The 12,009-nt window shown below is 70.9% G+C and carries 11 protein-coding genes; 8 read left to right on the top strand and 3 right to left on the bottom strand.

Annotated features, from left to right (window positions below; genetic code table 11):
• The first annotated feature begins 350 nt into the window (after positions 1-350).
• From H4W30_RS24060 to H4W30_RS24080, 5 genes are read left to right on the top strand one after another with little or no spacing between them, the layout of a single operon-like run.
• Complete coding sequence (locus tag H4W30_RS24060) at positions 351-1,466, top strand: FecCD family ABC transporter permease (protein ID WP_192744936.1); 1,116 nt, start codon at positions 351-353, stop codon at positions 1,464-1,466.
• A complete protein-coding gene (locus H4W30_RS24065) occupies positions 1,463-2,263 on the top strand; it encodes an ABC transporter ATP-binding protein (RefSeq protein WP_192744937.1) in 801 nt (266 codons plus the stop codon). The genes H4W30_RS24060 and H4W30_RS24065 overlap by 4 nt, the downstream gene beginning before the upstream one ends.
• The gene (locus tag H4W30_RS24070; RefSeq protein WP_192744938.1) at positions 2,256-3,254 is read left to right on the top strand and encodes an ABC transporter substrate-binding protein; all 999 of its coding nucleotides are present in this window, start codon (positions 2,256-2,258) and stop codon (positions 3,252-3,254) included. The genes H4W30_RS24065 and H4W30_RS24070 overlap by 8 nt, the downstream gene beginning before the upstream one ends.
• Positions 3,251-4,909, top strand: a complete 1,659-nt coding sequence (locus H4W30_RS24075) for an ABC transporter ATP-binding protein/permease (RefSeq protein ID WP_192744939.1) — start codon at positions 3,251-3,253, stop codon at positions 4,907-4,909. Before H4W30_RS24070 ends, H4W30_RS24075 begins: the two co-directional genes overlap by 4 nt.
• The gene (locus H4W30_RS24080) at positions 4,906-6,570 is read left to right on the top strand and encodes an ABC transporter ATP-binding protein (RefSeq protein ID WP_192744940.1); all 1,665 of its coding nucleotides are present in this window, start codon (positions 4,906-4,908) and stop codon (positions 6,568-6,570) included. Before H4W30_RS24075 ends, H4W30_RS24080 begins: the two co-directional genes overlap by 4 nt.
• A gap of 342 nt (positions 6,571-6,912) precedes the next feature.
• Here H4W30_RS24080 and H4W30_RS24085 read toward each other — a convergent pair whose 3' ends face one another.
• Positions 6,913-7,128 (bottom strand): hypothetical protein, encoded by a 216-nt coding sequence (locus tag H4W30_RS24085; protein WP_126730977.1) that lies wholly within the window; start codon positions 7,126-7,128, stop codon positions 6,913-6,915.
• Positions 7,129-7,208: 80 nt separating this feature from the next.
• Positions 7,209-8,330 (bottom strand): NAD(P)/FAD-dependent oxidoreductase, encoded by a 1,122-nt coding sequence (locus tag H4W30_RS24090; RefSeq protein WP_225949851.1) that lies wholly within the window; start codon positions 8,328-8,330, stop codon positions 7,209-7,211.
• Between the two features lie 162 nt (positions 8,331-8,492).
• Here H4W30_RS24090 and H4W30_RS24095 point away from each other — a divergent pair, with 162 nt between their 5' ends.
• The 3 genes from H4W30_RS24095 (at position 8,493) to H4W30_RS24105 (ending at position 10,548) form a co-directional block, all read left to right on the top strand.
• Positions 8,493-9,170, top strand: coding sequence for a sensor histidine kinase (locus H4W30_RS24095; protein WP_192744941.1), 678 nt, complete (start codon positions 8,493-8,495; stop codon positions 9,168-9,170).
• Positions 9,171-9,173: 3 nt separating this feature from the next.
• Complete coding sequence (locus tag H4W30_RS24100; protein ID WP_192744942.1) at positions 9,174-9,824, top strand: response regulator; 651 nt, start codon at positions 9,174-9,176, stop codon at positions 9,822-9,824.
• 100 nt (positions 9,825-9,924) lie between these two features.
• Positions 9,925-10,548: a response regulator transcription factor gene (locus H4W30_RS24105; RefSeq protein ID WP_192744943.1), complete on the top strand. Its 624-nt coding sequence runs from the start codon at positions 9,925-9,927 to the stop codon at positions 10,546-10,548.
• A gap of 6 nt (positions 10,549-10,554) precedes the next feature.
• Here the strand turns inward: H4W30_RS24105 and H4W30_RS24110 are convergent, their stop codons facing one another.
• Positions 10,555-11,874 (bottom strand): COG1470 family protein, encoded by a 1,320-nt coding sequence (locus H4W30_RS24110; protein ID WP_192744944.1) that lies wholly within the window; start codon positions 11,872-11,874, stop codon positions 10,555-10,557.
• Between the last annotated feature and the right edge of the window lie 135 nt (positions 11,875-12,009).

The raw sequence follows: 12,009 nt of genomic DNA on the forward strand, positions 1-12,009 counted from the left end.
TTCGCGACACCTCCACCACCAGCGGCCCACCCCACGTCCCGAAAGCCACTTTCGGGACACCAGCCGTCGCGAAAGTGGCTTTCGCGACACCGCCACTAGCGCCTTGCTCGGCGCGTTCGACGACGACCCCGACGATGCCGCGCGCGAAGCCCAGCCGCGACCGCTCCGCACAACTCGGTCTTGACGTGCTCGACCGTTGCCGCCGCACGGCCTCCTTCGAGGACTGAGAACGGAAGCGACCGCGCGCCGTCAAGCTGTGATGATAATCATTGCCGATTATCTGTTGATAACGATTATCGGGTGCAGTTAGGCTCCGGTGTCCTCCCACCACAGACCGATCGGCGTCCCCCATGGTTGTTCGTTCGCGGCCGTCCGCGTCGCCCTCGGGCGTTCGCGATCGGCAGGCGGCACTCGCTCGCTCCCGCCTCCTGCACCGCGGGACGGTCACGGTCCTCGCCGTCGCGATCCTGGTGCTGCTGGTCGTCTCCGGCTCGGTGGGGACGGTCGAGGTCGGGCTCGCGGACGCGGCCCGGATCGTGGTCGGTCATCTGGTGCCGAACGTGCCGTGGATGTCGGACGGCAGCCTGACCGTCTTGCAGGACCAGGCGGTCTGGCAGTTCCGGCTCCCTCGCGCGCTGCTGGCGGGGCTCGCCGGTGCCGGGCTGGCGCTCGCGGGGGCGATCATGCAGGTGATCGTGCGCAACCCGCTCGCGGAGCCGTATCTGCTCGGGGTGTCGTCCGGTGCGGGGGTCGGCGCGGTCCTCGTGATCACCCTCGGTTCGGCCGCCGTGGGCGGGCTTCCCCTGGGCGCGGCGGCCTTCGCCGGGGCTCTGGTGGCCAGTGTGTGCGTCGCGCTGGTCGCCCGGCATCGCGGCATCCTGTCGCCGACCAGGATGATCCTGTCCGGTGTCGCGCTGGGTTCCCTGTTCAGCGCGATCACGAGCTATCTGACGTTGACCACCGAGGCACAGAACGTGTTCAGCGTCCTGTTCTTCTTGCTCGGCAGCGTTTCCGCCGCCTCGATGAGTTCCTTGGCCGTGCCGGCGGTGGCGTTCGCGGCCGCCTGTGTCGTCGTGGGACTGAGGACCAGGGCCATGAACGCGCTGCTGAGCGGCGACGAGTCCGCGACCGCGCTGGGAGTCGACGTGAACCGCCTCCGCGCCGTGCTTCTCGTGACCGCCGCCCTCCTGACGGGGTCGATCGTGTCGGTCAGCGGCGGCATCGGTTTCGTCGGGCTCGTGATCCCGCACGTGGCGCGGATCCTCGTCGGTTCGGACCATCGCCGGATGCTGCCGGTCGCGGTACTCGGCGGCGCCCTGTTCCTCATGGTCGCCGACCTGCTCTCGCGCACGGTCGCGGCGCCCGGCGAGATACCGATCGGGATCCTCACCGCGGTCGTGGGCGCGCCGTTCTTCCTGTGGCTGATGCGCCGGGACACGGCCACGCGGGCGGGGTTCGGCCGGTGAAGGTCCATTTCCACGACGTCAGCGCCACGCTGGGCGGTAACGAGGTGCTGCGAAAGGTGGACATCGAGATCCCGTCCGGCCGTTTCCTCGGGCTCGTCGGCCCGAACGGCAGCGGCAAGTCGACCTTGCTGCGCACGCTCTACCGCGCCATCGCGCCGTCGTCGGGCCGGGTCCTGCTGGGCGAGCACGACGTGTGGCGCACCGACCGGCGGACCGTCGCCAGGGCGGTGGCGGTGATGACTCAGGAGACGTCATCCGAGTTCGACCTGACGGTCCTCGATGTCGTGCTGCTGGGCCGCGTGCCGTTCCAGCGCGGATTCGGCCGTGACACCGAGGCCGACCTCGATCTCGCGTGGACCGCCCTCGACCGGGTCGGTGCCACCGACATCGCCGACCGGCCCATCGGACGGCTCTCGGGCGGACAGCGGCAGCGCGTGATGCTGGCCCGCGCGCTGGCGGCGGACTCCCCCGTGCTCGTCCTCGACGAACCGACCAACCACCTCGACATCGCGTTTCAGCTGGAACTCATGCGGATCGCGGCCGGGCTCGACCGCACCATCGTCGCCGCCCTGCACGACCTCAACCTCGCGGCCACCTACTGCGACGACATCGCGGTGCTCGACGCCGGCCGTGTCGTCGCCACCGGAACGCCGGACGAGGCGCTCACCCCACGCGTCGTGGAAGACGTGTTCGGCGTCGCCGCCGACCAGCTCACCCATCCACGCGACGGCAGGCCGGTACTGGTCTTCGGCAGTCGTTCACCACTCAGCACACCCGGAAAAGAGAACCATGCGTAAAACCCTGTCCTTTACCGCGTTCGGTGTCGGCCTGTCGCTGATCGCGGGTTGCGGCACTTCCGTCACTCCGGCCACGCCGTCGAACAACGCGAGCACGGCGGTCACCGTCTCGAACTGCGGCCGGGACGTCACCGTCGGCTCCGCACCCCGCGCCGCGGTCGGGCTCAGCCCGTCGCAGACGGAACTGTTGCTGCGGCTGGGTCTCGCGGGCTCGCTCGTCGGACAGGCACAGACCGCCACCGCGCCGCTCCCGGAAGACGTGGCCGGACAGGCCGCCGCCATCCCGGTGCTGAGCGAGTCGGGACCGCCGAGCAGGGAGAAGCTCCTGTCCGTGAAGCCGGACTTCGTCTTCTCCCCCACCACCTACGAATTCACCGCGGAGAAAGGCTTCGCCAGCCTGGAACAACTGCGGCAGAGCAACGTCGCCGCCTATGTCGCCGCGGGCGGCTGCGCCGAACGCCGGATGAACGGCACGGTCGAAGACCTCTTCACCGATCTGGAGAACCTCGGCAGGATCTTCGCCGTGCCGGACAAGGCGAAGGCACTGGTCGACCAGGGCAGGGCGGATCTGTCCACAGTGGACAAGGCCATCGCGGACCGCCCCAAGCCCACCGTCGCCCAGGTGTTCCTGGAAGGCACCACCGTCACCGCGATCGGTGCCGGCATCGAGTACGACATCATCCGCAGGGCGGGCGGGAACAACGTGTTCTCGCCGAAGGACCCGCAGTTCGCCAAGTTCTTCGCCGCGCAGATCACCCCCGAGGCGCTCGCCGCGAAGAATCCCGACGCGATCGTGTTCGCGGTCAACGGGCCCGCGCAGAAACAGGCGAGCATCGACTACCTCACCCGCACCTTCCCCGCCATGACCGCCGTCCGCGAACAGCGCTTGATCGCGATCGACGCCGCCGACACCTATCCCGGCACCCTCGGGAACATCTCGGTGGTGCGGGAGATCGCGCAACGACTCCACGCGGACGCGTTCACCCGGTGATCCATCGCAGGCTCCTGCGCCTGGCAGGTGTCGTCCTCACACCCGTCCTGCTGCTCGCGCTGCTCTCGATACTCGTATCGGCCTGTTATGTCGGCGGAGCCGTTCTGACGGCGTCCGTCCTCGCCGATCTCACCCGAGGCGGGGACTTCGCGACGGTGGCACCCGCGATCGCGGCCTTGACCGGAGTCGTCGGGGCGCGCGCGGTCCTGCTGTGGACGCGGGAGGTCGCCGCGGCCAGGTTCGGCATCGCCATCCGCACCAGGCTGCGCGGGGAGCTACTGCGCCGCATCGCCGCACTGGGACCGGCCTGGACGCGGGGAGAGCGCGCGGGCGCGATCACGCACACGGTCGTCGACGGGGTCGAAGCCCTCGATGCCTACTACAGCCGCTATCTGCCGCAGCTGCTCGTGACCTGTCTGGTTCCCGCCGCCGTCGCCGGATGGCTGTTCACCGTGTCGGTCCCCGCCGCCGCGATCCTCGCGACGGCGGTCCTGTGCGCCGTGGCCGTCCCCCGTTTCTGGGACGCCCGGCTGCTCCGGACGGGCCGAACCCGGTGGAGCGCCTACGAAAGACTGGCCGCCGACTATCTGGAGGCGACCCAGTCGATCGGCGTCCTCCGGCTCTTCGGCGCGGGACGCCGGGCGGGCGAGGCACTCGCCCACCGCGGCGACCACCTGCACCGGGTCACGATGACCCAGCTGCGCGTCTCGCTGGTGGAAGCGGGAGTCAGCGCCCTGGCGCTGCACCTCGGCCTCGCGGCCACGATCGTCGTCGCGTGCGCCGGGGTCGTCGGCGGTCAGGCGCCCGCCGCGTCGGTGTTCCTGTTCTTGTTGTGTGCCAGGGAATGCTTCCGCCCGGTACTCGACCTGTCCGCCCACTGGCACGTCGGTTACCAAGGGCTGGGCGCGGTCGAGGGCATCGACGAGATCATGACGGCGCGGCCGCGGGTCGCCGACACCGGCACCCGCACCGAACCCGCTCGGCACGGGGCTCGGCTGCTGCTGCGGGACGTCGGATACCGGTACCCGAACGGCGCGGGCGTTTCCGGCATCGGCTTCGAATGCGCGCCGGGGAGCACGACCGGGATCGTGGGCCCGTCGGGTGCCGGGAAGAGCACGATCGCCCGGCTGCTCGTCCGCGAGGCCGACCCGCAGCAGGGGACGATCGAACTCGACGGAACCCCGATCACCGGGTACACCCTCGCCGCGCTGCGCGCGAGTATCGGCGTCGTCGGCCAGCACACCTATCTTTTCCATGGCACCGTGGAAGAAAACCTCCAGCTCGCCCGGCCCGGCGCTACGCACGACGAGGTCCGCGCCGCCGCCCACGTCGCGGACGCGATCGAGTTCGTCGAAGCGCTCCCCCAAGGATTCGCGACGGTCCTCACCGAGAACGGGACCCAGCTGTCCGGCGGCCAGCGGCAACGCCTCGCCATCGCCAGGGCGGTGCTCGCCGCGCCTCCGGTGCTGCTGCTCGACGAAGCGACCTCGGCCCTGGACGTCGACACCGAGAAACGCGTCCTCACCCGGCTTGCGGAGCATTGCGAAGGCACCACCCGGATCGTGATCGCCCACCGCGAGACCGCCCTGCGTGACGCCGGCGCGATCGTCACGATCGAGTCCGGCCGCGTCACCGGGCAGGCGGTCCACTCGTGAGCGGGCCGCTCCGGCGGCTTCTGCCGGTCATCGGCGAGCAGCGGGCCACCTTCGTCTGGACGGTCGTGAGCAACGCGGCCGTCCAGCTCGGCGCGCTGACGACGACCGTGCTCGGCACGTGGCTGGCCGGGCGGGCCGCGGCGACCGGCACCGCGCCACTGGCCGTCGTCGCGACCGTCCTGTGCGGCCTGGCCGTGGTGACCGCGGCGATGACCTGGCGCGAGTCCTGGGTCTCCCACGATCTGGCCTACCGGCTGATCGGCACCTTGCGAGCCCGGGTGTTCGACCGGCTCCGCGTGAGCCTGCCCGACCGCCGGAAACCCCGCCGGAGCGGCGATCTCGTATCCGTCGCGTTCGCCGACATCGACCGTCTCGAATGGCTCTACGCGCACACCGCGGCCCAAGCACTCACCTCGGCCATGATGCTCGCCGCCACCGCGACCTTGTCGCTCATGGTCACGCCGTGGCTGCTGCTGGCGTGGGTACCGTTCGTCGCCGTGACCGCGGCGCTGCCGTGGCTTTCCGGCCGGGCGGGGACGCGACAGGGCACCGAACTCACCGAGGCCGCCGCGACCCTCAACGCCGAACTCGTCGACACCGTCCGCGGACTCGGCGAACTCAGCAGTGCGGGCGCCCTGGACCGTCGCATCGCCGCCCTGGAGGAACAGACGCGTGCGCTGACCGCCGTGCAAACCAGGATCGGCTCCCGGATCGGCGGGGAACGCGCCGTCACGGACGCGGCTCTGGCGCTCAGCGCGATCGGCGCGCTCGCGGTCTGCGCGGCGAATCTCGACACGATCGACCGCGCGCTCGCCCCGGTCGCCATGGTGCTGGCCACCGCGGCGCTCGGCCCGATCGCGCAGATTTCGGATCTGCTGCGCAACATCGGCACGTTGCGCGCCGCCGGTACCAGGATCACCGGAATCCTCGACCGCGCACCGGCGGTCCACGAGCCCCGCGTGCCCCGGCCCCTCCCACCCCGCGACCGCGCGACCGGACTCGTCTTCGATCGCGTGTCCTTCGGTTACCGCGATGACGCTCCACCGGTCCTGCGCGACGTGTCGTTCACCGTCCGCCCCGGCGAACGGGTCGCCCTCACCGGGCCGTCCGGCGCGGGCAAGACCACGTGCGCGCTGCTCGCGACCCGGATGTGGGATCCCGACGCCGGCCACATCACCCTGGACGGCGTCGACCTCACCGAGCTGGCCGACGACGACCTCCGCCGCGCGATCAGCGCCGTTCCCCAGGAACCCGGCCTGCTCACCGGGACGATCGCCACCAACATCCGGCTCGGAAAGCCCGAAGCGGACGACGCCGAAGTCGAACGGGCCGCGCGGCGGGCGGGGATCCTCGACCCGGGAGCCGGATTCCCCGCCGGACTCGCCACCGCCGTCGGCGAATCCGGTGACGGACTGTCCGGTGGCCAGCGAGCACGAGTCGCCGTCGCCAGGGCGCTGCTGATGAATCCCCGCATCCTCATCCTCGACGAGGCCACCGCCAACCTCGATCCCGAAGCCGACGAAGCCATCACCGCGGCACTCGCCTCGGCCGGGGACGACATCGGTGTCCTCGTCATCGCCCACCGCCCCGCCACCTTGGCCGGCTGTCACCGGGTGGTCGCCTTGCCGCACCAACCGGCCCGAAAGGCGAACGTGTCGTGAGCGCGGGCGGGGTGAAGGCTGACCACTGACGACCACCCGCACCGACCACCTCGCCGCCGGCGCCCATGTCGCGAAAGCCACTTTCGCGACGCCTGATGTCCCGAAAGTGGCTTTCGCGGCACGTTCGACTGGCGGAAGACCGTGAAAGGACGCGGTGGCCCCCTACGCCAGGTTCGCCTTACCCCTCGATAATCTCGCTCGTGCTCGGTCGAGGCGGAACTGCGGGCGCACTTGTCCGAGCTGAGCCGTGCCAGCAAAGGAACCCGCGTGGCGACCGCACCACCTGCCGCGCCCGCGAGGCTCTGGCAGCTCCTTCCGGCGCTGATCGGCTCGCGCCCCGCGTCAACCCGTCGTCAGGGCCCGCTGCGACACACTGCCGGAATGCACCGGCGCGACGAACACGCTGCGAGGCGGCGCCGGTCTCTCGTCGTCGGGCAGGTCGAGGGCCGCCAAGCCGTCCTGCCATCGCACCCAGTCCTGGACGCACAAACCCAGCCAGAACTCCACACCGTCACAGTCGCGGCGGCGGCAACGGTTTCTGCCGCTGTCGATCGTCATGAACTCAAGGCACCCTCCTCCCCCCATTCGTGCCCACACAGTACTGCGACGACCTGGCCATCCGTTTCGCGACTCGCGCCTCACCGCGACGGGTCGTATGGCTTCAGGTCGATCCCCGGATCGGCCTGACGGGCCAAGCGGGCCGCGATCGAACCGACGTACGGGCCCATCGTCAGCCCCGACGCGCCCAGACCGTTGGCCACGACCAGTCCGGCCACCTGCGGGACGGTGCCGAGGAGCGGGCGGATGTCGGGCCCGGCGGGGCGGAACCCGACCCGGGTCTCGACGTACGTCGCGTCGGCCAGCCCCGGCGCCACCGACAGCGCTTCGGCCAGTACTTCCGCCATACCGGCGGCGGTGACCCGGTGATCGAAGCCGGTGCCGTCCTCGCGGGTCGCGCCGACCACGATCCGGGAATCGTCGAAGGCCAGGAGGTAGTGCCGCGACCGCGGCAGGATCACCGGCCAGTGCGCGGTTTCCACGCCCGGCAGCCGGAGATGGACGATCTGGCCGCGCTGCGGCTCGACCCGGACCTCGACACCGATCGGTTCGAGCAGCCGCGGCGACCAGGCACCGGCCGCCGCGATCACCGCGTCCGCGCCGACGACCTCCCCGTCCACCCGCACTCCCCGGACCGCGCTGTCGGCGACCAGGGACGCCGTGCCGTCGACGATCCGTGCGCCGTGCCGCACCGCCGCCCGGCGCATCGCGTCGCGGACCGACCGGCCGTCCAGCCGCGCCGCGCCCGGGATGTGGATCGCCGGACCGTCGTGCGCGAGGGGCGGGAAGAACTCCCGTGCCCGGCGAGCGTCGATCAGCTCGACTTCACCGGCCAGCGGCGACTCCTCCGCGCGCCCCGTCACGCGCCGCAGCGCTTCCTCGGATTCGGCTTCGGTGACCAGGCTCAGCGAGCCGACCCGCCGGTAGCCGAGCTCGGTTTCGCCGTCCTCGGCCAGCGCCGGCCGCAGCTGTTCGTAGTACTCCGCGCCCGCAACGGCGATCCGGTACCAGTCCGGATCGTCCACTTGGGACGACCAGGGACAGATGATGCCCGCACCCGCCGACGTCGCGCGGCCCGGCGCCGGCGAGTCCACCATGACCACGTCCACCCCGGCCCTGGCCAGTTCGTATCCGGCCGCGGCACCGACGATCCCGCCACCGACGACGACCACCCGCATCTTCTTCACTCCTTCTCGCCGCATCGACCAAGGCGAGGTAAGTATCGGGCCCAAACCGTTACCCGCCCCGGCGGCGGGCGGGGAAACGCCGGGGCGACGTCCCGCGACTAGTACAGCGAGTGACCAGAACGCTACGCATGATCGAGACGCCGAGGCATCCAGGTCCTGCTGCCGGACGGGGAGGAAATGCGCCGGACATTCGTCGTCACCGACGTAGTCCGTCCTGCCGGGTACGAAGACCGGCTCAGGACGGTGCTCAACGATCTCCACGACGGCCTCGGGCCGACCCTCGCCGTCGCGGTGCTCGGGCTGCGGGCGGCCCGTGATCTGCTCGTCCGCGACCGGGCCGGGGCCGAGCGCCTCCTGGCCCGGCTCGAGGAGGAACTCCACGGCGCCATCACCGAGTTGCGCCGCATAGTGACCGACGCGCGCCCGCCCGCGCTCGACGAGGCGGGCCTCGTCACGGCCGTGCGCCGGTATGCCGGGCTGCTCGCCGACCGGGTACCCGCCGAGCACGGCCCGCTGGCGGTGGCGGTCGAGGTCCGCGGTGAGCTGCCTCCGCTGTCGGCCGAGGTGGAGGTCACCGCGTATCGGATCATCCGCGAGGCGCTCGTGAACATCGCCCGCCACTCCGGTGCCCGGCAGTGCGCGGTGCGCCTCTGGCCGCTGGACGGCGACCTGCGCGTGGAGATCGTCGACGACGGTGTCGGCCTCGGCGGCGAGGCGCTGCCCGCGGTCGGCGGGACCGGGCTGCGGTCGATGCGGGAACGCGCCGGCGACCTCGGCGGCGGCTGTGTGGTCGAGCCGGTGTCCTCGGGCGGTACCCGGATCGCCGCCTGGCTGCCGTTCGCCACCAAGGAGTGAGCGATGGTCCCGGAACTCCGTGTCCTCGTGGTGGACGACCATCCCGCCTTCCGGGCGGCCATCTGCGCGATCCTCGACGGTACCGACGGCATCGAGGTCGTCGGCCAGGCACCGGACGGCCTCACCGCGGTCGAGGAAGCGAGCAAGGCGGCGCCCGACGTCGTCCTGATGGACCTGAACCTCCCGGACCTCGACGGCGTCGAGGCGACCCGCCGGATCGTGGCCGCCGCCCCGCACACCGGCGTGCTCATGCTGACCATGTTCGAGAACGAAGCCGCGGTGTTCGCCGCCATGCGCGCGGGGGCGCGAGGTTATCTGCTCAAGGGGGCGCGCAACGAACAGGTCGTCCGCGCGGTTCGGGTGATCGGCGACGGCGAGGCGATCTTCAGCCCGGCGATCGCGACCCGGGTGCTTTCGCTGCTGGGCACGGAATCCCCGCGCGACGAGTCCTTTCCGCAGCTGACCGCGCGCGAACGGGAGATCGTGCGGCTCATCGCGCAGGGCATGGGGAACGCCTCCATCGCCGACCGCCTCGTGCTCAGCCCGAAAACGGTGCGCAATCACGTGTCCCACATCTTCCGCAAGCTCCAGGTGACCGACCGGGCCCAGGCCATCGCCAAGATCCGGAAGGCGGGCGTCGCCCGATCGGAGTAGCGAAACGGGACATATCGGGACTCCGGGTCCCTGTTCGCGGAACCCTCCCCGAACGATCCTTGAAGAGGACGAAAAGCCGTTCGCGGGGAGGGGTTCAGCCATGCTCGTCGACCAGATCCCGGTGCTGCTTCACGCCACCGACACCATCACGCACGCGGGTGTCACCGCCGCGCTGCGCTCACGCCCTGAGATCCGCTTCGCCGAAGACTCCGACGAGCCGGCCGTCGTCCTGGTCATCGTCGAGCGGCTGAACGAGGAGGCACGGCAGTTGCTGCGCAGCCTCCACTGCGCCGGACGCGCGGGAATCGTGCTGGTCGCCGGCGAGGTGGACGACTCGGAGTTGCTGGACGTCGTGGGCAACGGCGTCTCCGCCATCATCCGCCGGGGTGACGCCACCCCCGACACGCTGGTGCGGCTGGTGAAGGCGGCGGCCGCCGGGGAAGGCGCGCTGCCGCCGGATCTGCTGGGCCGTCTGCTTTCCCGGGTGTCGCGGTTGCAGCGGGACGTGCTGCAACCGAACGGCTGGGATCTGGCGGGGATGTCGCAGCGCGAGACCAAGGTGCTGCGGATGATCGCCGACGGGCTCGAAACGAAGGAGATCGCCGACCGGCTGAGCTATTCCGAGCGGACGGTGAAGTCGATCCTGCACGACATCACCAACCGTTTCCAGCTCCGCAACCGCGCTCACGCCGTCGCGTTCGCCTTGCGGGAGGGGCTGATCTGATCCGGTCTATTCGACCCGGCCGGAGAAGGAGACCGACGGCGTGCACCGGGCACCGCCTCCCGGTGCCTGGCAGCTGACGGCGAGCACGATCTTCTCCCCCGGGGCGAACCGCCAGGCCTGCAACCAGTGGTGGTCGAGGTCGCGGAAGTTCGCGAGGCCGACCTCCAGCAGGACGGTCTTGGTGCCGCCGGCGTCGCGCAACAGCCGCAAGGTTCCGTTGTCGCCACGCGGGTTCTGCAGGATCAGGTCCGTGACGACCAACGTTTTCGCGGCGTCCGGCAAGGTGTAGGGGAATTCGGCGAAGCGGTTGACGTTCGAGTCGACGGCCGCGTCCGCCGCCACCCGGAAGTCGGTCGGTGTCCCGGCGGCGCTGCCCGCCGGATTGGGGACGCCGTTCGACGGCCGGGGGCCGGGAGCCGCGCCGTCCACGGGCGGCGTCAGCCCGACGGCCTTCATCGCGTCTTCGGAGTTCTGCTTGGCCTGGCCGGCGTCCTTCTTCGCCTCGCCCGCGGCGCCACCCGCGTCCTGCGCCGCCTTGATCACCTCCTGGTTCTGTTCCTGAGCGGCTTCACGAGCGGCCGATTTCACCGCGGGCCTCAGCACGGTGAACCACAGCGCCACCAACGCCAGCAACAACAGCAGCAACGCGGCCAGCGCCGGCAGCAGCCATTTCGGCAGCAGCTGCCGTTGCACCATGGTGCCTTCGGTCTTGAGCGGTTCGGCGTCGTCGGCGATGACGAACACCTGGAAACGATGCCGTACCGGCTGACCGCGCAGGAACCGTTTCCGCGGCCTGGCCCGGAGACGGACGAACGCGGCCGTGCCCGGTGCGAGGTCGGCCCGGTTCCGTTCGAGCTCGAAGTCGAGTTCGTCCTCGGGGTCGAGCGCGCTCAGTTCGATGGCGACCGGATGGTTCCCGCGGTTGTCGACGGCCACTTCGAAGTCGGCCTTGGAACCGGCCTCCACCTTCGCCGGAACGACTTCGGCGGTCACCTCGGTGAAGGCACCGAGCCGGAGGGTGCCCTCTTCGACCACCGACCCTGCCGGGTCCTCGCTCGAGAAAACCCTGACACCGAACGGAATCACGCCGGCCGGGACGTCGGAAGACCGCGGCGGCGCGAACCGGACGACGACCGTGCCCGCCTCCCCCGGCATCAGGTTCACCGTCGCCGGTTCCGCGGTGGCCCAGGCACCCGGGTCGCCGACCACCTCGATCGCGAACTGATCGACCACCCGTCCGGCGTTGCGAACGGTCACCGAGCAGCTGATCTCCTGGCCCGGTTCCGCGACCAGGCCGGCCTCCGACAGCGTCGCCGTTGCTCCCATACCCGGAAGTCTGCGCGTCCGGCGCTCCCACCGGCACCAGCGGACGGGTGTGCGGCCGTGCGCCGGTCGTTGCCCATAGGGGCAGTGCCCTCATCAGCCTGTCGGCGGGATCTCCGTCGCCGGTCTGGCCGGTGT

It is taken from the genome of Amycolatopsis roodepoortensis, from assembly GCF_014873915.1.
GTDB lineage: Bacteria > Actinomycetota > Actinomycetes > Mycobacteriales > Pseudonocardiaceae > Amycolatopsis > Amycolatopsis roodepoortensis.

Coding starts and splice junctions, on each gene's coding strand:
- H4W30_RS24105 (WP_192744943.1), top strand. CDS start 9,925: ATGCTCGTCGACCAGATCCCGGTGCTGCTTCACGCCACCGACACCATC.
- H4W30_RS24095 (WP_192744941.1), top strand. CDS start 8,493: ATGCGCCGGACATTCGTCGTCACCGACGTAGTCCGTCCTGCCGGGTAC.
- H4W30_RS24110 (WP_192744944.1), bottom strand. CDS start 11,874: ATGGGAGCAACGGCGACGCTGTCGGAGGCCGGCCTGGTCGCGGAACCG.
- H4W30_RS24085 (WP_126730977.1), bottom strand. CDS start 7,128: ATGACGATCGACAGCGGCAGAAACCGTTGCCGCCGCCGCGACTGTGAC.
- H4W30_RS24060 (WP_192744936.1), top strand. CDS start 351: ATGGTTGTTCGTTCGCGGCCGTCCGCGTCGCCCTCGGGCGTTCGCGAT.
- H4W30_RS24070 (WP_192744938.1), top strand. CDS start 2,256: ATGCGTAAAACCCTGTCCTTTACCGCGTTCGGTGTCGGCCTGTCGCTG.
- H4W30_RS24100 (WP_192744942.1), top strand. CDS start 9,174: ATGGTCCCGGAACTCCGTGTCCTCGTGGTGGACGACCATCCCGCCTTC.
- H4W30_RS24090 (WP_225949851.1), bottom strand. CDS start 8,330: ATGCGGCGAGAAGGAGTGAAGAAGATGCGGGTGGTCGTCGTCGGTGGC.